The sequence below is a fragment of the Pseudoalteromonas sp. 20-92 genome (genome assembly GCF_030847595.1).
GTDB lineage: Bacteria > Pseudomonadota > Gammaproteobacteria > Enterobacterales > Alteromonadaceae > Pseudoalteromonas > Pseudoalteromonas fuliginea.
On record NZ_JANJGQ010000011.1, the window covers coordinates 86060 to 108538 of the forward strand.

General features: G+C 40.0%; 19 protein-coding genes. 13 read left to right on the top strand and 6 right to left on the bottom strand.

What is annotated here, in order from left to right:
* Positions 1–31 precede the first annotated feature (31 nt).
* The 4 genes from speA to NRL14_RS11550 all read left to right on the top strand — a co-directional run bounded on the left by speA (position 32) and on the right by NRL14_RS11550 (position 5053).
* Positions 32–1912: a biosynthetic arginine decarboxylase gene (gene speA, locus NRL14_RS11535; RefSeq protein WP_306724711.1), complete on the top strand. Its 1881-nt coding sequence runs from the start codon at positions 32–34 to the stop codon at positions 1910–1912.
* Between the two features lie 61 nt (positions 1913–1973).
* A complete protein-coding gene (locus tag NRL14_RS11540; protein WP_149613387.1) occupies positions 1974–2846 on the top strand; it encodes an acyltransferase in 873 nt (290 codons plus the stop codon).
* Between the two features lie 30 nt (positions 2847–2876).
* Complete coding sequence (locus NRL14_RS11545) at positions 2877–3797, top strand: acetyltransferase (protein ID WP_306724712.1); 921 nt, start codon at positions 2877–2879, stop codon at positions 3795–3797.
* On the top strand, positions 3794–5053 hold the full coding sequence (locus NRL14_RS11550; protein WP_306724713.1) for a mechanosensitive ion channel family protein: 1260 nt from the start codon (positions 3794–3796) through the stop codon (positions 5051–5053). The genes NRL14_RS11545 and NRL14_RS11550 overlap by 4 nt, the downstream gene beginning before the upstream one ends.
* Here NRL14_RS11550 and chrA read toward each other — a convergent pair.
* Positions 5010–6164 carry a chromate efflux transporter gene (gene chrA / locus NRL14_RS11555; RefSeq protein WP_306724726.1) on the bottom strand — a complete coding sequence of 385 codons (1155 nt, stop codon included), beginning with the start codon at positions 6162–6164 and terminating at the stop codon, positions 5010–5012. The two genes, NRL14_RS11550 and chrA, sit on opposite strands and share 44 nt — an antisense overlap.
* 189 nt (positions 6165–6353) lie before the next feature.
* On the opposite strand from chrA, the gene NRL14_RS11560 reads away from it, so the two are divergent.
* A complete protein-coding gene (locus NRL14_RS11560; protein WP_306724714.1) occupies positions 6354–6986 on the top strand; it encodes an OmpA family protein in 633 nt (210 codons plus the stop codon).
* Positions 6987–7181: 195 nt separating this feature from the next.
* Positions 7182–7889 carry a hypothetical protein gene (locus NRL14_RS11565; protein WP_306724715.1) on the top strand — a complete coding sequence of 236 codons (708 nt, stop codon included), beginning with the start codon at positions 7182–7184 and terminating at the stop codon, positions 7887–7889.
* 246 nt (positions 7890–8135) lie between these two features.
* Here the strand turns inward: NRL14_RS11565 and NRL14_RS11570 are convergent, their stop codons facing one another.
* Positions 8136–9914, bottom strand: coding sequence for an ABC transporter transmembrane domain-containing protein (locus NRL14_RS11570; protein ID WP_306724716.1), 1779 nt, complete (start codon positions 9912–9914; stop codon positions 8136–8138).
* A gap of 88 nt (positions 9915–10002) precedes the next feature.
* On the opposite strand from NRL14_RS11570, the gene NRL14_RS11575 reads away from it, so the two are divergent.
* The 4 genes from NRL14_RS11575 to NRL14_RS11590 all read left to right on the top strand — a co-directional run bounded on the left by NRL14_RS11575 (position 10003) and on the right by NRL14_RS11590 (position 18667).
* Positions 10003–10410 (top strand): DUF3224 domain-containing protein, encoded by a 408-nt coding sequence (locus NRL14_RS11575; RefSeq protein WP_033038281.1) that lies wholly within the window; start codon positions 10003–10005, stop codon positions 10408–10410.
* 262 nt (positions 10411–10672) lie between these two features.
* Positions 10673–11290 carry a LysE family translocator gene (locus tag NRL14_RS11580; RefSeq protein ID WP_096792286.1) on the top strand — a complete coding sequence of 206 codons (618 nt, stop codon included), beginning with the start codon at positions 10673–10675 and terminating at the stop codon, positions 11288–11290.
* 171 nt (positions 11291–11461) lie between these two features.
* Positions 11462–14338: a TonB-dependent receptor gene (locus NRL14_RS11585; protein WP_149613378.1), complete on the top strand. Its 2877-nt coding sequence runs from the start codon at positions 11462–11464 to the stop codon at positions 14336–14338.
* Positions 14339–14362: 24 nt separating this feature from the next.
* A complete protein-coding gene (locus NRL14_RS11590) occupies positions 14363–18667 on the top strand; it encodes an alpha-1,6-glucosidase domain-containing protein (RefSeq protein ID WP_306724717.1) in 4305 nt (1434 codons plus the stop codon).
* Between the two features lie 46 nt (positions 18668–18713).
* On the opposite strand, the gene NRL14_RS11595 is transcribed toward NRL14_RS11590, so the two are convergent.
* Positions 18714–19469, bottom strand: a complete 756-nt coding sequence (locus NRL14_RS11595; RefSeq protein WP_306724718.1) for a MipA/OmpV family protein — start codon at positions 19467–19469, stop codon at positions 18714–18716.
* A 288-nt stretch (positions 19470–19757) separates the two neighbouring features.
* On the opposite strand from NRL14_RS11595, the gene NRL14_RS11600 reads away from it, so the two are divergent.
* The gene (locus NRL14_RS11600) at positions 19758–20303 is read left to right on the top strand and encodes a PH domain-containing protein (RefSeq protein WP_033016345.1); all 546 of its coding nucleotides are present in this window, start codon (positions 19758–19760) and stop codon (positions 20301–20303) included.
* A 42-nt stretch (positions 20304–20345) separates the two neighbouring features.
* A complete protein-coding gene (locus tag NRL14_RS11605; RefSeq protein WP_306724719.1) occupies positions 20346–20741 on the top strand; it encodes a DUF1801 domain-containing protein in 396 nt (131 codons plus the stop codon).
* A gap of 21 nt (positions 20742–20762) precedes the next feature.
* On the opposite strand, the gene NRL14_RS11610 is transcribed toward NRL14_RS11605, so the two are convergent.
* Positions 20763–21107 (bottom strand): rhodanese-like domain-containing protein, encoded by a 345-nt coding sequence (locus tag NRL14_RS11610; RefSeq protein WP_007376450.1) that lies wholly within the window; start codon positions 21105–21107, stop codon positions 20763–20765.
* Positions 21107–21295, bottom strand: coding sequence for a DUF2892 domain-containing protein (locus NRL14_RS11615; RefSeq protein ID WP_033023357.1), 189 nt, complete (start codon positions 21293–21295; stop codon positions 21107–21109). Before NRL14_RS11615 ends, NRL14_RS11610 begins: the two co-directional genes overlap by 1 nt.
* 104 nt (positions 21296–21399) lie before the next feature.
* Here NRL14_RS11615 and NRL14_RS11620 point away from each other — a divergent pair, with 104 nt between their 5' ends.
* The gene (locus NRL14_RS11620) at positions 21400–21708 is read left to right on the top strand and encodes a helix-turn-helix transcriptional regulator (RefSeq protein ID WP_096792289.1); all 309 of its coding nucleotides are present in this window, start codon (positions 21400–21402) and stop codon (positions 21706–21708) included.
* Here NRL14_RS11620 and NRL14_RS11625 read toward each other — a convergent pair.
* Positions 21701–22378 (bottom strand): nitroreductase family protein, encoded by a 678-nt coding sequence (locus tag NRL14_RS11625; protein ID WP_306724720.1) that lies wholly within the window; start codon positions 22376–22378, stop codon positions 21701–21703. The genes NRL14_RS11620 and NRL14_RS11625 overlap by 8 nt on opposite strands.
* Positions 22379–22479 lie beyond the last annotated feature (101 nt).

Consider the following 22479-nt stretch of genomic DNA (forward strand, 5'->3'; position numbering starts at 1 on the left):
TTTATACCTAATTGACTAAAGAAGAGTTGCCATGACCTGGGGTTTAGAAACAGCACGCGCCACTTATAACGTTGCTCATTGGAGTGATGGTTATTTTGATATTAACGCACAAGGCGAACTGGTGGCTTACCCAGATGGCGACCAAGCAAAACCGGCCATTTCTTTAACGCAATTAACTGAGCAGTTTAAGCAACAAGGGTTAACGTTGCCGGTTTTAGTACGCTTTACCGATATTTTACAAAATCGTGTAGACACACTTACTAACGCGTTTACGCAAGCGCGAGCAAATCGTGAATATAACGGTAAATACACCTGTGTTTATCCAATTAAAGTAAATCAGCAGCGTTCTGTAGTAAGTAAACTATTAGCGCACCCAAGCGGACTTGTTGGCTTAGAAGCAGGCTCAAAGCCAGAACTTATGGCTATTTTGGGTGTAGCAAAAGAGCCAATCACAATAGTGTGTAACGGCTATAAAGACAGTGAGTTTTTACGCCTAGCGTGTATTGGTCAAGCAATGGGCCACAGCGTAAAAATTGTGGTAGAAAAGCTTTCAGAACTGACCACACTACTTGAAGAAATAGACAACCTAGGCATTGAACCGGCTATTGGTATTCGCATTCGCCTAAACTCAGTAGGCAAAGGCAAGTGGCAAAACACCGGTGGCGAAAAAGGCAAGTTTGGTTTAACGGCAGGCCAAGTATTAAGCGCTGTTGAAGTACTGAAAAAGCATAATAAGCTGCACTTAATGCAAATGGTGCATTTTCATATAGGCTCTCAAATTGCCAACATTCGTGATATTCACCGTGCTTTACGTGAATGCGCACGCCATTTTGCTGAGCTTACACAATTAAATGTACCGTTAAATACCGTTGATGTGGGCGGCGGCTTAGGCGTTGATTACGAGGGCTCTGGCTCGCGCAGTGCGTGTTCAATGAACTACACAGTAGAAGAGTACGCGCGTAATGTAGTGAATGCATTTGCAGAGGTGTGCGACCAACATAACCTTACGCATCCGGCTATTATCACCGAATCTGGGCGTGCTTTAACCGCTCACCATGCGGTATTAATTACCGATGTAATTGACGTAGAAAAAGCGCCAAATCATTTAAATCCAGAGCCACCGCTTGAAAATAGCGCATTAGTGCTTGATGAAATGTGGCAGTGTTTACAGCGTTTAAACCCGCGTATGGCATTAGAGATTTATCACGACGCTATGCACTTATTTAGCGAAGCGCACGATCAGTACGTGCATGGCTTAGTAAGCATGCTAGAGTGGGCAAAAATAGAGCAGCTTTATTTTACTATTTTACATCGTGTACGTGCATCGCTTAGTAATAACGCGCGCGCGCACCGTGAAGTGCTCGACGATTTAAACGAAAAGTTGGCTGATAAACTCTTTGTTAACTTTTCATTATTTCAGTCATTGCCTGATGTATGGGGTATTCAGCAGTTGTTTCCGGTTATGCCAATCGAAAATTTAACTCAGCCATTGACTCAACGTGCGATTATTCAAGATATTACCTGTGACTCTGATGGGCAAATCCGTGAATACGTTGAAGGTGCTGGTATCGAAACTAGCTTACCCATTCCAGAATATAAACATGGCGAGCAATACCATATTGCGATGTTTATGGTGGGCGCATATCAAGAGATTTTAGGTGATTTACATAACCTATTTGGTGATACCGATTCGGTGCATGTAGAGCTTAACGACGAAGGTTATGTGTTAACCAATGCCATAAAAGGTGATAGCGTTAAGGATGTATTAAAGTTTGTTGACTATGATAGCGCTATTTTAGCTGACAACTTTGCGTACCAAGTTAATAAACTTGATGTATCGACGCAGTGTAAACAAGGTTATTTAGCTGAGCTTAATGCAGGCCTTGAAGGTTATACCTATTTTGAAGATTAATTTGTAAGCAACTGAAAGCGCAGTATTAGTTGCTGCGCCATGTTTAAAGGAAGTAGAAGTAATGTCAGTTATTCGCGGTGTACTTAGTATTATTTTGTACGCAATAAACACACTCTTTTGGTTTGTGCCTATTTTTATTTGTGGGCTTATAAAGCTTATCCCTATTAAGCCACTGCAAAAATTAATGAGCTGGGTTGCTAAACAATGTGCAACTATTTGGGTGACTTTTAATAGCTTAAATCAAATGTTATTTACGCCAACAAAACTTAACGTAACTGGCCTTGAAGAACTAAAACTAAAAGATTGGTACCTAGTAATAGCAAACCACCAAAGCTGGGTCGATATTTTAGTATTACAGCGCGTGTTTAATCGTAAAATTCCATTTTTAAACTTCTTTTTAAAAAAGGAGCTTATTTATGTGCCCATTTTAGGCTTGTGTTGGTGGGCGCTTGATTTCCCGTTTATGACGCGCACGAGTAAAAGCCAATTAAAAAAGAATCCAAAGCTGCGTGGTAAAGATTTAGAAACTACGCGTAAAGCCTGCGAAAAATTCAAAGAGATGCCAGTAAGTGTGGTTAACTTTGTTGAAGGCACTCGTTTTACTACGCAAAAGCATGCGCGCCAAAATAGCCCGTTCCCACATTTATTAAAACCAAAAGCGGGCGGTATTGCTTTTGTAATGCAAGCAATGGGCGAGCAAATTACTAAAGTGGTTAACATCACAATTCATTACCCCGATGGCATCCCTACTTTTATGGATTTTGCTGGTGGTAAGGTAAAAAATATCAACGTACACGTGGAAGTAAGGCCGGTAAGCGAAGAGCTTATTGGTGACTACACCGGTGATTCTGAATTTAGAATTCGCTTTCAAAGTGAGTTAAATCGTTTATGGGAAAATAAAGAGCAAACATTGCAATCGCTCGAAAAACCATAAAGAAAAGGTAAAAAATATGAGCTTACAGTTATGCTAAAAAAGTGGTTACCAAATTGGCTTAACGGCTTAATTGTAGGCTGCGTGTTGTTTTCTAATGTCATACTTTTTGGCTCGCTGGTATTAATGCTGGGTCTTATTAAGTTATTGCTTCCTTTACCTATTGTTAATTCTATATTGCACAGCGCTTATCGTGGTTGGTGTAACGGCAATCGTTTAGGGCTTTGGTTAGGTTGCCCTAATATTGTGGTTGATATAAGTGGCGACTTAAACTCAAAACGTTGGTATTTACTGATTTGTAATCACGCGAGTTGGTTAGATATAACCGTACTTAGCTCATTACATGCTTTGCCTGCCCCTAAGTTCTTTTTAAAAGATGAATTAAAATACGTTCCTTTTATTGGCTCTGGTGCGTGGGCTATGGGTATGCCGTTTATGAAACGGGTAAGCAAAGCGCAGCTTGTTAAAAACCCTAAACTCAAAGGGCTTGATGTAGAGCGAACTAAACATAGCTGTCGTAATTTCCGTCATCATCCTACTACCATCATTAATTTTGTTGAAGGTACACGCTATACGCCAGCCAAACATAATCTGCAACAAAGTCCTTTTAAGCATTTATTAAAACCCAAAGCGGGCGGCATTGCTTTTGCGCTTGAAGTATTAGCCGATCAATTTGATGCCATGCTTAATACAAGTTTAGTATATAGCGGCAAAACAGATCATGTTTGCCGTAACTTGTTAAAAGGTGAGTTAGATTCTATTTATGTTTCAATAAACGTAATGCCCATTAATGACAATATGCAGGGCAGCTATCAAAGCGATGACGTATTTAAAGTTAATTTTCAACATTATGTGAATGAGCTATGGGTTGCCAAAGATCAGCAGCTTGCCGATATTTATGCTCAACAAGATTTACCTGAACCACAAATCAGTAAGGAAATTGAAACACTATGACCAACACCCACCTACAGGAGTTAATTACTCCTTGGTTTGATAAAGTGCCCGATGCAGATTTCCTGAGCTCAATTACAGCTACTGCGATTGGCGTATGTTCTCTATTAGTACTGTATTTATTTACGCGTCGTTTAATGTTGCCAGGCATTCAAAAAATAGTAACTAAGCTTTCTCCCGAGCGGATTGGTGCACTTTCTCCAATGTTAACCAAGCTCAACAAACGTATTGCAGGGTTGCTTTGTTGTGTTTTATTTTTAGCGACCTTCGACAGTGTTTATCCGGTTAACGAATTGGCCGCCGAAATATTAAAAACGGTGGGGCAGGCTTTATTAATTATCTACGTCGGCTTTATTATAAGCAGCATAGTGAGTATTGCTGGCGCTATTTATAACCAACTTGAATTTGCTCGTGAAGTACCTATTCAGGGCTTAATTCAGGTTGTTAAGCTAATCACCTTTATTGTGTGTGCAATTTTAATTGTGAGCATTTTTCTTGAGAAGTCACCCACTTATATTCTCTCTGGTTTTGGTGCTATTGCTGCGGTTACATTATTAGTATTTAAAGACACCATATTAGGCTTTGTAGCGAGCATTCAAATAGCTGCAAATCGTTTAGTAACGTATGGTGATTGGATCCAAGTAGAAAACTACGGCGCCGATGGCGAAGTGATTGATTTGGGTTTAAACACTGTGAAAGTGCGTAACTGGGATAACACCATCACAACTATTCCAACTTATATGCTAGTTGCGGGTTCGTTTAAAAACTGGCGCGGGATGCAAGAGTCGGGCGGTAGGCGTATTAAGCGCTCACTCAATATTGATATGCACAGTATTTGTTTAGTAAGTGATGAGTTTAGAAAGCAAATTGATGCGGCTATTCCGCTACATGACTATATCCGAGTAACGACACTACCTGCGCAAGTTTCTAATTTAGGGCTGTTTCGTCGCTATGCTGAAGGCTATTTAAAACAGCACAGTAAAATTAATACGTCGCTTACGTTAATGGTACGGGAGCTGCAACCACTAAACCATGGTTTACCTATTGAGTTTTATTGCTTTAGTGAAGATAAGCGCTGGATTTCGTACGAGCATTTACAAGCCGAAATAATGGATCATTTACTTGCGGTATTACCCGTGTTTGGGCTTAGAGCGTATCAAAGTGTAAGTGGACAATTAAGCCCACCGAGTGAGCAACAAACAGATAAGCCAACATTTAGAGTGATGGCAAATAGTGCTGCAAAAGACCCACAGCAATAAATAAAGCTAAGAGCCTCCAAATAGGTGGCTTTTTAAATCGCAGCCATGCAAATGTAATTATTACTAACGCAACTTGCCAAAAGTTATGCACAGCCGATGTCCAAATTGGCGAATACAGTGCAGCCGCTAAAAAACCGACTACCGCGGCATTAAGCGCCGCTATTGAGCTTGCAAAACGTGGCTTACTTGCCAAATTAATCCAACTCTTTTGGAATGCGAGTATAAGTAAAAAACCAGGCATAAATATAAGCAGTGTAGCTACAAGGGCACCCACTAAAGGTTGCTCAGTAGTAAGTTGTGCGCCTAAGTAAGTAGCAATAGTAAACATAGGCCCGGGCACTGCCTGCGCGCTCGCGTAAGCACTTAAAAACTGATCACCACTCAATGCTGGTACGCCAGCTTGAAGTACCGGCAGTACTACGTGTCCGCCGCCAAACACCATTGCACCCGCTTGGTAAAAAGGGGTAAACAAAGCAAACTCATGCCCTAGTGGAATAAAGCTAACACCAAGTAAGAGCGCAAATAACCCCAGTGCAATCCAATTAATATTACTTTTTGTACTGCTAGCATCTTTTGCTACTGTGCCAAGTTTTAATAAAGGCCATATAGCACCTATTATGGCAGCGGTGATTAAAATTGCTATTTGAGTTCCCATCATTGGAAATAACACCAAAGCAAGTGTACTCATTACCGCAAGTAACTTAAGCGCAGCACTTGTACAAAAGCTTTTAGCCATACTAAGTGTTGCATCAGCGACTATAACAACGGCAAATAACTTTAAGCCTGCAATAATAGCAAAGTAAACAGCGTCAAACTGATGGGCACTAACCGCAAGCAGCACCATTATTAAAAACGAAGGCAGAGTAAAGCCTACAAAAGCAGCTATACCACCAAGTACCCCAGCCCGCTCAACACCAATCGCAAAACTAACTTGGCTAGAGCCAGGCCCTGGCAGTGCTTGGCTTAAACTAATAAGTTGTGCGTAACGCGTGTTAGTTAACCAATTTAATGTATCTACAAAGTGGCGTTTAAAATAACCTAAATGCGCAGCAGGGCCGCCAAAGCTCATGCACCCTAGTAAAAAAAACTGTCTAAAAATAGCAATTAACATTGCGCTCATATCCTTTGTGAAATTCATTAAATTGTCACAAGGGAGTATGACATTTTTATTAAAACGGCACATTAGTTTGAGGTCTGTTTAACAATCAAGCAAGATGCGCTGCTTTTAACACTCTCTTCATAGTTTGTTCATACGTGTATTTGCATACTCCTGCTAAATTCTTATTGAATAGGTAACATCATGACTTTAACTAAATCACTTTTAAGCGTAACCGTATTAGCTGTATTGCTTTCAGGTTGTGAAATGAATAACGCAGGTAAAGGCGCAGCAATTGGCGCTGCCGCAGGTGGCGTATTAGGTAAAGCTACGAGTAACCATAAAGATAAACGCTTTTTTATTGGTGCAGCAATAGGGGCACTTGCGGGCGCTGCTGTTGGCGACTACATGGATAAACAAGAAGAAGCATTTCGTGATGAACTTGCAGGCTCTGGGGTTGAAGTTGTGCGTGAAGGCGACAACTTACGTTTGGTTATGCCATCAAATATTACCTTTGCGACGGATCAATCGTATATTTCATCAGGTTTTAACGACACGTTAAATGCGATTGCAAAAGTAATGAATAAGTACGAAAAAACTTACCTTAGTGTAGAAGGGCATACTGATAGCACAGGTAAAGATAGCTACAACATGAACTTGTCGCGCGAGCGTGCACAAAGTGTAAAAGACTATTTAGTGAATCAACAAATTATGGCTGCACGAGTTAGCACTAAAGGCTATGGCGAAACTCGTCCAATTGCGACTAATGAGAGTGCAAATGGTCGTGCTCAAAACCGCCGCGTAGAAATTCAGATAGTGCCTAATACGCAAGGTTAATTTGTAATTTATCAGATGGCTTCCTACTGTAAGCAAACTCAACGTAGTTAACGTTGAAAATAGTGACTTGAGATAGTTTATTATTCTCAGTTGAAGTTGGTTATAAACCGCGCTAATGCGCGGTTTATTTGTTTACTTAATGGCACTTTTAAACCTGTTAGCTGTCATAATTAGTTCTTTCACAGGGACATATTTATGGCAAAGTGGCGTTCGACAATTATTTTATCAATACTTTTACATGGATTATTGTTGTTTTTTTTAGCAACTTTAAAGGTACCTGAAATAAAGCAGCCGCAATCACCGCCAATTAAAGCCTATATGGTAAGTGTGCCAGCCAAAATTAAAGCAACACAGCAAGCGCTTCAACAGAGTGTTAATAAAAGTGTGCGCATAGAAAAAAAGCCAAGTGAGCCGGTAAATAAAACAGTATTAAAATCAGTAAGCTCTTCTAGTAAAAAAGCAGAAAAAACGGCTGAACCGGTAAACTCCACTATAACAAGCTCGACCAAAATAAATGCCCACTCTGCAGCATTAACGCCATATAAAAAAATCGACTTACAAAAAGGCCTTAATAGCATTTTACAGCAACAAATAGGATCTTTACCTGCTAGTACAACCTCTACTGGTACAACAGCTGATGAATACGCAACGGTAAAGAGGATCACAGTTCCAAAAGTACACTCTGCAACGGTAAAACCACTATTACAAATAGAGCAGCAAAGTATGCAATCTACTACCTATCGTAAAGGTGATACCTGTTTTAAAAAGGTGTCTATTGGCGCAGGCGTTATGACAAAAAATGAATTACCAGATAGTTATTTAACCGCAGGGCAATTGTGCGGTAAAACTAAGTTAACAGAGGCTTATGATGCGGCTATGAACAAATGGTTTAGCAAAAAGTAGCAGCAAAGCCGCGGCTACTTTAATTTATTTAACCTGAACTCTGGTTAAGGGATTTACTAACATATTGAACCATAATGATATTTAAATTTATTTTTCTCTAGCTAGTGATTCTCAGTGAAAACAAGGCGAATTTACGCGTCAATAGCTAGCCTATTGCAAGTAAATTCAACGCAGTTAGCGCTGATAATAGCTGCTCGAGATAGATTTATTATCCAGAGTTCAGGTTAATTAATTACTTGTACCAGCTCAATCTTTATTAAACTGTAATTCACATAGTTTTTGATACAGCGGATTGCTGGCTAATAACGCTTGGTGAGAACCCGTTGCTATTATTTCCCCATTTTCCATTACCACAATCACATCAGCATGTTTTACCGTGGCCAGCCTATGGGCAATTATTAACGTTGTTCTGTTTTGCATTAGGTGTTCAAGTGCCGCTTGTACGTGGTGCTCACTTTGTGCATCTAGTGCGCTGGTGGCTTCATCGAGAAGGAGTATTTCTGGGTCTTTTAATATAGCGCGGGCAAGCACAATACGTTGCTTTTGCCCACCAGATAACCTAACGCCTTGCTCGCCTAAAAAACTGTGATAGCCTTGTGGCAACTGTTTTATAAACTCATCGGCGTGGGCGTGTTTTGCAGCGGTATACACTTGCTCATCGGTTGCATTTGGGTTGCCGTAGCGGATGTTATGCATTACGTCGGAGCTAAATAAAATAGGGTTTTGCGCTACCATGCCCATTTTATTACGCAGAGTATTAAGTGATAGGTCTTTAATATTTATATCTTTAAACTTAATAGCTCCGCTGGCCGGATCGTAAAAACGTTGTAGTAATTCAAATAATGTAGTTTTACCAGCGCCGGAAGGGCCAACAATAGCCACAGTTTGGCCTTGCTCGATATTTAGGCTTATTTTATTAAGAGCACTTACGTCGGGGCGAGAAGGATAGTTAAAGCTAATGTTTTCAAGCGCAATTGCAGGGCTGCTACTTTCTTGCAGTAAATTACTATCTTGTGGGTTTAACGGGTTTTCTATTTCACTTTTAACAGCAAGTAACTCAAGTAATCTTGCAGCCGCGCCTGCTGCTCGTTGTAGTTCGCCATACACTTCAGCAACGGTAGCCACCGACATTGCCACCATAATAGCGTAAAACACAAATGCACCTAACTCGCCGCCGGTCATAGTACCCGCAAGTACATCGTTACCACCCACCCAAAGCATTGCGCTAATGGCACTAAAGGTTAAAAAAATCACTACGGCTATTAAAAACGAACGTTGTTTGATACGTTTTTTAGCCACGTTAAAGGCTTTTTCGGTCTCGAGTGCAAAGGCATGTTGCTCTTGTTCTTCGTGGCTATAGCTTTGCACTACTTTAATATTTTGTATGATTTCGCCTGCATAGGTACTTATGTCGGCAATAGCATCTTGGCTAGAACTTGCTAGTTTTCGTACCTTGCGACCAAATATCATCATTGGGACAAGTACTAGCGGCACACAGGCCACAACCACTAAGGTGAGCTTTAAATTAGTAAATAACAGCATAGCAAGCCCACCAATCAGCATAAGTACACTGCGCAACGCCATTGAAAATGATGAGCCAATAATTGATTGTAGTAATGTGGTGTCGGTGGTTAAACGCGACATAAGCTCGCCACTGCGGTTTTCTTCAAAGTAGCTAGGGTGTAGCGTTACAATACGATTAAACACGGCTTTTCGAATATCGTTACTTACTCGTTCGCCAATCCACGACATTAAATAAAAACGGCTAAAAGTGCCTACTGCTAATAAGCTGATTAAACCAATAAGTACTAATACGGCCTGCTGTAATTGGTCCTTTGATCCTGCAATAAAGCCATGATCAATAACAAATTTAACACCTTGCCCTAATGACAAGTTAACGCCTGCGGTAACTAATAACGCAGCTAGGGCGGCGACTACCATCCATTTGTACGGTTTAATAAACGCAAAAACAGGTAATAAACTGCTAAATGCAGCTTTTTCGGCTATAGATGTTTCTTTTGACATAGTGGATTCTTTTTGAAGGTTAAGGTATAGATATGGCATCATCGAATTAAAAATCAATAGTATTAAATATCATCAATAAGGATTCGTTATGACTACAAATATAATAAACGGTGAATTTACAGTCACTTTAGCGCCCATTGAAGGTTATGCCAAAGGGCAGCAAGGCATTAACTTAGGACGCATGTCGATAGATAAAACATTTAAAGGTAGCTTAAATGCCACCAGCCAAGGCGAAATGCTTAGCGCCATGACGCCTACGCAAGGCAGTGCCGGTTATGTTGCCATAGAGCAAGTGTTAGGTGAGCTTGACGGCAAAAAAGGCAGTTTTGTATTACAGCATTTTGGCACTATGGATAAAGGCCAAGACAGCCTAATTTTAAATGTAATTCCCGATTCAGGCACTGGCGAACTTGAAGGCTTAAGCGGCAGTATGAAAATTCGTATAGAGCAAGGTATTCATTACTATGACTTTGAATACACTTTCGATAGTAAATAACCTCAATTCTGGATAATAAATCTATCTTGAGCAGCTATTTTCAGCGCTAACTGCGTTGAATTTACTTGCAATAGGCCCGCTATTGACGCGTAAATTCGCCTTGTTTTCACTGAAAATCTCTGGCTAGAGAAAATAAATTTCAATATCATTATGATTCAATACGTTAGTAAATCTCTTAACCAGAGTTCAGGTTAAATAAAAAAGCATAGGTAAATACTTATGCGGATTAGCTATTGAAAACCATAAGTTATAAGGGATATAAATGGCTTTATCCGTTTGGTTGAGTTTAGCATTGGTATGCATGATGGGCGCGATGTCGCCAGGGCCAAGCCTTGCAGTGGTGTTAAAGCACACGCTTAGTGGTGGCATGAAAAACGGTATGCTTGCCGCGCTCAGCCATGGTATTGGCGTTGGACTTTATGCTGCAGCCTCATTACTTGGCTTAGGTGCATTAATGGCTCAATTTCCAACACTATACCAAATATTGGTGTATTTAGGCGCTGCGTATTTAGCCTATTTAGGTTTAAAAATATTGCTAGCAAAACCAAGTAATAACGAGCTGCAAGTACAAAAGAGTGAAGTAAGTGCGAGTAAAGCGCTACAAGATGGATTTGCGATTGCTTTTTTAAACCCTAAACTCGCGATTTTCTTTTTAGCGTTGTTCTCACAATTTATAGATCCGCAAAATCTCACTTTAAGCATTGGTATTATTATGTGCTTAACCGTGTTTGTAATTGATACTGGTTGGTATTTATTAGTTGCAGTGCTAACTGAGGTATCTAAAAACCGTTTTGGTTTTACCAAGCAAAATCCATGGTTAGACAAAATACTGGGTGTTGTGTTTATTGCCCTAGCCATAAGGGTGGTAATTGGTTTGTAGTTTTATAATCAGTTGTTGCTGAATTATTTGTACAAAATAGCTACAGCCAAAGCCCTCTATGATGCATACGTATTCATCACAATTTGATTACCTTTTAGTTACACTTTGTTGGTTATGTTTTAACTGCACTGACTGACATAACGCATAACAATAACTAAAAGGTACGCACACATGAAAAAATTCAAATTAAGCGCGCTAATGCTGGCATTATTTGCTGCAAATAGCGCAATAGCGAATGAAAGCCAAACTAAGGACGAAAGTAAACCTGAAAAAGTTCAAGCAGACTTAGAAGTAATTGAAGTGAGCGGCTTTAGCCGCAGCTTAATACAGTCTTTGAATCAAAAGCGCTTTAGCGATACGGTATCGGAGCAAATATCAGCGGATGACTTAGGTGCTTTACCTGATATATCAATGGCTGATGCACTGACGCGTTTACCTGGTATATCGGCGGTAAGAACCGGCGGCCAAGCTGCACAAATTAACATCCGTGGGCTTTCGGGCGGCTTTGTTTTTTCGACATTAAATGGTCGCGAGCAAGTATCGACCAGTGGTAGTCGTAGTATTGAGTTTGACCAATACCCTTCTGAACTTATTAGTTCTGCTGCGGTATATAAATCACCCAAAGCATCCTTAATTGAAGGCGGTGTAGCGGGCACTGTTGAACTTGAAACAGCGAGCCCATTAAATAATTCACAACAGCATAAATTTGTAGCCAATGTGCGAGGCATGTATAACGACCGTGCGTCAGAGGTATTTGATGCAACGGAGTTTGGCGACCGGATTAGTTTTTCATATCAAGGTAAATACCTCGATGACACACTTGGCGTAGCACTTGGTTATGCGCGATTATTTCAGCCAAGCGTCGCAACTCAGTTTATTGGCCTTGCTTACAATGATACTAAAGATGTTGATGGGCTCGCTAACGACACTAATGGGCCAACGCAAAATCCAGCAAACGAATACATAAGTGAAGGCTTTGAACTACAGCACTCAGGTGGAGAAGAAACTCGAAATGGTTATTTAGCCGCAATAGAGTGGGCACCTGTTGATAACTTTAAACTTAAAGGGGATGCGTTTTTATCTCGATTTGATAAAAAGTCATTTGCTCGTGGTTTTAGGGTGAAGTTAGGTGGCCCTTCTGCAGCATATGCAAATCCTCAGCTTGATGGAAATACAGTTATTGGCGCTGCTGTAAATCGAACTTCACAAAGCTATACTCGCGTTGAAATAGTAAATGATGATAACCAAGATTTTGACGAAGTAGATAGCTTTGGTGTTAACGCTGATTGGCAAGTGAATGATCGTTTAAGCGTTAATGCAGACGTGTCATTATCACGCGCTAAAAGTAACTTTAGAAATGGTTTGTTATGGAGCTTAGTAGCTGAAGATGCCAACGCAGAAGCCCCTGTGTTTGATACGAACGTTGCGATTAACTATCAATTAAATGGCCTAAGTTTACCCGATGTTGGCTTTAATCAAGCCGCTGCATTTAGCGATATAAACCGCGTTATGGTTAGTAAATACGGTATTTACCCGGATCAAACCGAAGATGAAGTAACCGCATTTAGGCTCGACTTTAAATACGAATTAGAAAACGATATATTTAGCTCTGTTGAGTTTGGTGCACGCTATTCTGATAGAGAATATAGCCGTAAGCGTTCGGTATTTGAATACGGAAATGATGGCGCATTTTCATCAACACAGCCTCCAATGCGTTTAACAGACGAGATGACCTCAATTGTTGATTGGCAAGGTGAGTTTAGTTATTTTCCCTCTTATTTAGCCATTGATTTAGACAAAGCGCTAAACGCATGGTTTCCAGATGGTACACCACAACCAGTGCAAACATGGGGTAATGCAGACGGTGTTGATGACGCCCAAGGATATACTAGTAATTACTCCTGGACATTATTGCAAAGTGGTTCAGTGTTTGAAGATGTATTGGCCGCTTACGTGATGGTGAATATAAATACTGAAGTTGCTGGTTTAGCGTTGTTAGGTAACGTGGGTGTACGTCGAATTGAGACAGACCAGTCGGCAACCGTACTTGAAAACGTAAATGGTGATGCCCGCTTGGGAGCACAAAATATTGTCGACGAAAACGGGATTATTAACGACCTTTATGCACCCAATGTACTAGGGACAAAGTACACCGATTATTTACCATCACTTAATTTAAACCTGCAATTGAATGACAATTCTCAATTGCGGTTTGCTGCCGCTAAAGTGATGTCGCGAGCACCAATAAACCGCCTTGCCGGTGATGCCAGTGCTAACGTAAGTGATGATGGGGTCATTAATGGTTCGAGCAATAACAACCCATTTTTAAAGCCATTTTATGCTGACCAATATGACTTATCTTACGAATATTATTTTGAAGAGAGTAACGGGTCTGTAGCCGCAGCCCTATTTTATAAAAACATAGACTCGTTTGTTGAAACCTTATCAATCGAAAACTTCGACTTTAAAGGCAATGGTTTTAACGTACCTGATTTTATTGAAGACCCAATAAGTGGTGAACAAGTTGCCACAACCAATGGGATTTACACCACCGCCGTTAACAATGGCAAGGGCGGTTATATTAGAGGGTTAGAGTTAGCTTATACCCATGTATTTACGTTTTTACCCGAGCCATTTAATGGGTTAGGGATCAACGGTAGTTACTCTTACACCGAGAGCGAAATCTCGTCTATTACCAGTTTAGGAGGCGATACCGTATCGCAATCTTTACCTGGGCTTTCAAATAATGTAGTTAACGCGACTTTGTTTTATTCAAATAACAACTTCGAAACACGTTTAAATGCACGTTATCGTGATGAATTTGTATCTGAGCAAGTTGCTATCAACGAACAAGTTGTTAATTTTGACTCTGAAACGGTGATAGATTTTCAAACGTCATACAAACTTACTGATTCCCTCACAATGCTTTTGCAAGTTAATAACCTGACAGACGAACCGACCCAAAGCTACTTTGGCACAAAGCAACGCACCGGTACGACTCAGTACTTTGGTCGTCAGCTTTATCTTGGTTTTACTTATAGTCATTAATTTAGCAAGTTGGAGCGTTTAAAAATGAAAAAAATTAAAAAATATAGTTACTTCTTAGTCGCCTTAAACTTAATGCTATTAGTTGGATGTGGCAGTGGTGATGATGTGAAATCGGGGCAAGTGTTACTCACTTGTAATGTACCTCAAGTACCAAACGAAACTGGCACACAGTGTGTCGATCCTGAGCCGATTGAATGCGCAGCGCCAACGGTTCCCGACGAAAAAAATGAAAGCTGTATTGTTGGCGCTGATCCAACGTTACCTGATCCTGTTGTATTTCCTGGCGATAATGAGGCAATTTTATTTTATAACCGCGTAACAGACGCTAACTATGAAGGTTACCGATTGCATTCGTGGAATAACGATGTGTGCGATGCTTTTGCACCGCCTTTTGATACGAGCGATTGGGAAAACGGCCATGTGCATGATGGGATAGATCCGAATTATGGTGCTTATTGGATTATAAAGCTCAAAGCCGATTACAACGAGTGCGCTAATTTTATTATTCATATAGGCACAGAAGGTGATGGTAAGGCATTTGGTGATGTTGATTTAACAATGCCATTAATGCAAGACGACGAAAAATTTCAGCGTATGAACTTTACTTTACATGGTGAGCCGTCTGTTTTTGAGTTTCCTATTTTAAATTTAGGTGAGCGTCCGGTTGCTATTGCAGGGGCTTCTGCACATTGGATAGATTTAAATACAGTATTATACAAACCGAGTAATGAACTGAGTCAAATCATTAAATTATATAGCTCTGCAAGCGCAGATTTAAAGGTTGATGAAGAGACTGGATTAAATGGTCAAAGCATTGAGTTGATACAAACCAACTTAACCGATGAGCAAGCACTAAAAGTACCGCACTTGAGTGATTGGACCGCTTATCAAGGTAACTGGGATGCAGAGGCCGCTAAGCAATTAATTAAACAACAACTGCTAGTGGCGGGTTTTGATGTTGATGGCAAACTTCTTGAAGCAAGTTACGTTCAAACAGCAAAAGCACTAGATGCGCTTTATACGCAAAATGAAAATGATGCTAACGAGGCGCTACTAGGCGTTAATTACAATAACAATGCAATTGATGTATCAGTATGGGCACCTACGGCCAATAATATGATACTTAATGTGTTTGATGCCGATAAAGCACAAGTGCATAGCAGTGCAATGTTATTTGATAGTAATACTGGCATTTGGTCTATCAGCTTAGATACTAAATACGATCGCCATTACTACCGTTTTGCGTTTGATGTATATCACCCAATCACTAAAGCGATTGAAAGTTTATGGAGTACAGACCCCTATTCACTCAATGTATCAAGCAATGGTTTGTATTCGCAGCTAATCAACCTAAATGACGATGACACCAAACCACAGGGCTGGGATGAACGCAGCATACCGACCGTTACCAATCCAGAAGATGCGATTATTTATGAAGGGCATGTACGTGACTTTAGTGTGCGCGATACCAGTGTTAGTGCACCAAATCGCGGTAAATACCTTGCATTTACAGAGCGCGAAAGCGTGCCAATGCAGCATCTTAAGCAGTTGGCTGATAAGGGTTTAACTCACTTTCATTTACTACCAGTGACAGACATTGGCACTATTGAAGAAAATGCCGCAGAGCGAGTTGAAATAACCGATACGTTAGGTAAGTTATGTGAACGTATAAATGATGAAGCAGACGCTTGTAAAACAGAAGACAAGAACAGCACTATTGTCCAGTTGCTGCAAAGTTATTTACCAGGCTCTGACGATGCCCAAGCACTTGCCAGTGCTATGCGTGACCTAGATGGTTTTAACTGGGGTTACGATCCGCATCATTTTATTGCCCCTGAAGGGTCTTATGCCTCAACGGCTGAGGGTATTGCTCGCGTAGTTGAAACGCGCGCTATGGTGCAGTCGTTACACGAAATTGGATTAAGAGTCGTGCTGGATGTTGTTTATAACCATACAACAGCATCAGGTATTTGGGATAAGTCGGTATTTGATAAATTAGTACCCGGCTATTATCACAGGTACAACGAAGTGAGTGGTGGCATTGAGCAATCAACATGTTGTGAAAACACCGCCACTGAGCATGTCATGATGGATAAGTTTGTCACTGATTCATTAGTGATTTTAGCCCGTGACTTTGGTTATGATAGTTTTCGCTTTGATGTGATGGGGCATATGCCTAAGTCATCTATTTTAGCAGCGCGTGAAGCGGTTCAAGCAATCGATGCAGATAACTATTTTTATGGCGAAGGTTGGGACTTTGGTGAAGTAGCTAATAACCGTTTATTTACGCAAGCAAAACAAGCCGATATGGCGGGTTCAGAGGTGGGTACCTTTAACGACCGTATCCGCGAGGCTATTCGAGGTGGAGCATTGTTTAGCAATAACCCAACCGATGGCAATTTAGCTGAGCAAGATACATTGCGTTTATCGCTTGCTGGGAATTTACAAAATTATATTCTAAAAGACTTTAAAGGTAATTCAGCCAAGGGCAATAGCTTTACGTGGAATACTCAGCCAACAGCATATGCACTTGACCCTGCCGATAGCATTAACTACGTCTCTAAACATGACAACGAAACGCTATGGGATCAATTACAATATAAACATGCTGCTAGTATGAATATTGAAGAGCGTGTACGTGCTCACAATATGGCGCTCGCTATGCCGCTTGTAAGCCAAGGCATACCATTTATGCAACTGGGCGCTGATTTACTGCGTTCAAAGTCAATGGATCGTGATAGTTACAATGCCGGAGATTGGTTTAATGCAGTTGATTTAACTAAGCAAAATAATAATTGGAATATTGGCTTACCTAATGCTGAGAAAAACCAAGAGAAATGGTCTGAAATAATGCCTATTTCGGGTAACCCTCAAGCTGCTGCACAACCGCAAAATATTGCTTATGCTGGTGGTGTTTTTCAAGAGTTTTTAGCTATTCGCAGTGCTAGCCCATTATTTAGATTAACCACAGAGCAAGATGTAATAGAACGTGTTGGTTTTCATAATGTGGGCAAAAACCAGCAACATGGCTTAATTGTTATGAGTATTGATGATGGCGAAGGATTAACCGACATTGATGCAAACAACGATGCGCTCGTTGTGGTTATTAATAGCACCGAGCAGTTGCTTACTCATAGCATACCAACGGCGAATGGCTTTGAGTTACACAGTATACTTAAAGATAGTGTTGATCCAATGATGGCTGCAGCTTCTTTTACTCAAGGAGATGGTGAAGGTAGCTTTAACGTACCAGCATACACAATGGCGGTATTTGTTAAGCCGCAAGACGATGGCCAAGGTGTAGGGTTAAGTGCTAATGCAACGGTGGGCGCCCCCGATGTAGTACCTTTTGCGAGTACTGCCGTTTATGTGCGCGGCTCGTTAAATGATTGGGGTACTCGTGATGTACTTGAATATGTTGGTAATGGAGAGTACCGCTTAGCTGTTACGCTTAGTGCGGGTGACTATGAATTTAAAATAGCCTCAGAAGATTGGTCTACTGTCGATTTTGGTGCGCTATCAGATGCTGATAAAGAAGTAATTGAAAGTCAAAGTGAGCCCCTAACAGCTAGTGGGTCTAACATGACTTTTACTGCCGCTATTGATGCCACTTATGTGTTTGTATTTGATGCTAGCGATAAGGAGAGCCCAACACTTAAAATTTATAACGAAGAGCCATTTGTTGGTAATGCCATTTTTGTGCGAGGTACATTAAATAATTGGGGAGTCACAGACGAACTGATTTACAAAGGAAAGGGTATTTATACTTTTACTAACACTCTCGCTGCAGGGAGTTACGAATTTAAAGTTGCCTCTGAAGACTGGAGTTCGGTTGATTATGGCTCTGCTGATAGCGATGTTAGTGCAACTTTAGGCAAAGCTAAACTATTAGCACTTGGTGGCGCAAATATGACTATAGATATTGCTAATGATGGCGAATATCAATTTGTATTGGATGCGAGCGATTTAAGCGCCGTTACATTAATCATTTTAAATGCGGAAATGTTTGCTGATACGCAAGTATTTATTCGAGGCAATTTAAATGAATGGAGTACGGATAACCCACTTATTTATCAGGGTAATGCTACTTATACAACGTCATTAGCTTTAGAAGCGGGTGATTATGAGTTTAAAGTGGCTTCTGAGGATTGGAGTACCGTTGATTACGGTGGTGTAGGTGAATCCCCAATTGTAAATATAGGTGAACTGACTTTACTGGAAGCGGTGGGTACTAATATAGCTTTGAGCGTTGCTGAGCAGGGTAATTATACATTTAGCGTTATTGGCCCTGATAGAAATAATATAAAGGTAATAATTAATCAACAATAGCATTTAGAGGCCGAGCATTATATATGCTCGGCTTCTATGTTTTAAATTAGAACTGATAGCTAACCGACATCATGGCAGTTGAGATACTCGACGTATCTATAATTGGCGAGTCTTCAATATCAGAGTCTAGTTGTGTGTAGTTAATCATAGCACTCACATTCCATTTTTTATTAAGCTGGTAGCTGAGTAGCATACCGGCATTATAATTCACTGTAGAGCCTAATTCGTATGCATCAAAAGTGTTTGATTCGCCCTTTGTAACACCGTAATAATAATTTGATACTTTGCTACTGCTTAGCTCAACTCCAAATGAAGGTATTAACATAATTTGTTTAGAAAGTTTGAATGGGTAGCTATAGCGAGCTTTTAATTTTGCGCCATCGCCATGGCCCAATATATCGTGTGACGCACTGGCACTTAAACTACCATACCCTGTGGTATAACTTACTTTAGAACCTGCATAGAGAGATATTTTGCGATCGTCGAGTGCTTTAATCTCGGCGAGATCAGAATCAGACGAATCAAAAAATTGACCGGGTTCCAGTATTACTGACCAATTAAATCCCTTATTTTCAACTAATTTGTAATCGAGTGCAAAGCCTCTAAAGGTTAATTTTTCACCTTCATAGTTGATCATAGGTAAGAGCAGTGTTCTATTATCTGTGCCCGCATAGGGAGATTCAGTTGAAATAAGCCCAGCACCAACCGACCACGGAGATTTATCTTGCGCTTGAGCCATTAGGCTTGATAAGGCTAATGTGCTAAGCAACAGTTGCAAACTCTTTTTCACATAAGTATTCATGATTACCTTCGCTATTAATGTAGTTATAAGATTCGTTATTGGTTTGACGCAGTGAGTGTAACGGTTATAAGTATTTTGAGTTGTAAGTTAGTGTGTGAAATTTTAAATATATGTAAGCAGCTGAAGTAAAGTGTTTAGTGGTTTTTTGGATTGCAATTTTTTATATGTATTACGAAATATAAATAACATATTTTTAGAATAACTTTATATTTTTATATTTGATGAAATTGCATTCAATTTTGTAATGGAGTACTTTGAATTTTTATGGTGATTAGAAATAATATGATTATGGCTGAAATTATTTTAAAAAGTGCATCATTCGATTTCAAAGTAAAACAATACTGGATGGTTACTGCATCACTCATTAGTTTTTTAGCATTGGTTACTATTCCACTCATCCCTTTGATTTTATTTATAGTGTGGTTGGCGGCTGGGCGAATATTAGCTGCGATGTCTGCTGAACTATTACCACAAAAGCTAGTAGTTAAACGTGGGGTATTATTTAAAGAGGAAAAGTCGATACCGCTTGAAAAAATAACTGATGTTGGGTTGAGCCAAGGCCCGTTAATGCGGCTCTTTGGGTTATATCGTTTAAGTTTTGAAACGGCAGGGCAATCAGGACACGGCGCTTTAGTATCTTTGCTCGGTGTAGTTAATGCGAGTGAGTTTAGAGAGGCGATACTTGAACAAAAAGATGTATTGGCTAATCAAGGTAAAACGTCGCAGCAGTCGACAGAGCAAAGTGAGAAAGAGCTACTAAGAGCGCTGACTTATAGTGTAAAAAATATAGAACAAATGCTACTTGTTTTACTGGATGAAAAACAACAAAAGTAATTTATCTTTAAGTATAGGTAGAGCGCTTACAAGGATATTTTTATGAATACGGATATAAAAAATATATTTAATAATTATCCTGAGATAGCAAAAAGTAAGCTTATAAAATTACGAGAGTTAATTTATACCGTAGCACAAGAGCAAAACTTAGGAGCTGTTGAAGAGTCTTTAAAGTGGGGAGAGCCAAGTTATAACGTAATAAATGGCAGCCCCATTCGCATAGGCTTTAAGGGCTCATCGTGTTATTTGTTTTTTCATTGCCAATCAAAGCTAGTCAGCACATTTAGAGAGTTGTATTCCCACAGTCTCACTTTAGAAGGTAACCGGGCAATTGTATTAAATAGTGAAAAGCCATTACCAGAACACCCAGTTAAAGAGTGTATTAAATTAGCACTGACTTATCACAAAGTTAAACGCCTACCTTTGTTAGGCGCATAATTATAAGTACTTAGTTGATGCTTAAAATACGCTACAAATTTGATTTGCATCACAGGTAATAACGCTAACGTTTTCATAACCAACACGCGTTAACGCTTCTGCTCCCAATGTTGCGCGAGCACCACTTGCACAGTGTAAGTATATTGGCCGTGCAGCATCTTTTTCTATTTCCATTAATTTCATTTCGAGTAACCCACGCGGAATGTTTATTGCTCCTATAGCGGCTTTTGTAGCGTGCTCTGCGGGTTCTCGCACATCAATAAGTAGGCCTTTATTTTGTTCGAGCTCTATTTTTGCTTGCGCTGCGTCAATACGCCGCTGGTTAGGTGTGATAACTTTTAGTAAGTCAGGAATTGAAGTAAGCATTAGTCTGTGAATCCTCTTTTGCGTAAAAAAGACATTAATGGGCACCACTTTGTGAAAGCTGACTGCACTAAGTTAATACCTATGAATAATGTTAGAAACTGGAAATTACTATGTACAAAATAGCTTAAAAGTACTGATATTGTTACTGCACTACCGCCGATTAAAAGTATCGCATCGCTTATTTTCATTATAATCTCAATTTTATATTAGTAATATCTAATGTTAATTTATATTAGAGTTATCTAATGTAAAAGTCTATACTTAAAATCATATTTATAAATGATGTGATTAAATGAATATTGAACAACTCGCTGTGAATGCAGAACAAGCCGAACAGTTTTTAAAATTAATGGCTAATAAAAATCGTTTAATGATTTTATGCAGTTTGCTACAAGGTGAGCAAAGTGTTGGTGAATTAAATAAAAATGTGCCCTTGGCTCAATCTGCACTATCTCAACATTTAGCCAGTTTACGCAAGGCGGATATGGTTATGACCCGCCGAGATGGACACACTATTTATTACTCATTGACCGACCCAAAAGTTGAGTCGATCATTGCTTTGCTATATGAGTGGTTTTGCCGAGCAGAAAACACTAAATAAAAGTAGCTATTTCATCAATAGATTTTTTATCCAGTGCATGAGCAGGTATTGTTGCATCATCACTTGGGTAACCTGCAATAAGTAGCATGTATGGGCGTTCGTTATCCCTATCGCGGCCACATATGTCGGTTAAAAAACTCATTGGCTTTGGAGTATGAGTAAGGGTTGCCAAACCACTGCGATGCAAAGCCTGAATTAAAAAGCCGGTAGCTAGACCAACCGATTCGTGTACGTAGTAATTAGTATTTTTATCATCGGTGCTTACGCCCCCCTTTTTTTGACTAAATACAGCTATAAGCCAAGGTGCATGCTCTAAATAAGGCTTATTGGCGTCGGTGCCTAACGGTTTTAGCGCATCTAACCACTCTTCACCTGCTCTGCCTTCGTAAAAAGATCGCTCTAGTTTTTCGGCGGCTTCTCTTATTTGTTTTTTTACATCACTGCTGTTTATAGCCACAAAATGCCAAGGCTGATGATTCGCTCCACTTGGTGCTGTGCCAGCTGCTTTTATACATGCTTCAATAATATTTTTTGGTACTGGGCGATCGCTAAAGCTGCGAATGCTATGGCGGCGTTGGCTAGTGGTTAAAAACTCGTTAGCGCGATTTAGCATTTCGTCGTGTGGGTATTCTATAAAGTCGTTTAATGGCTGGCTTTGGTGATCTTGCATGGCTTTTCGCTTCTTATAAAAAGTATATGTGGTTTTTATACCGAGTGAATACAGTGCAAGCAAGTATTATGAGTTTAAACTATGTTTATTTGTTGTTACAA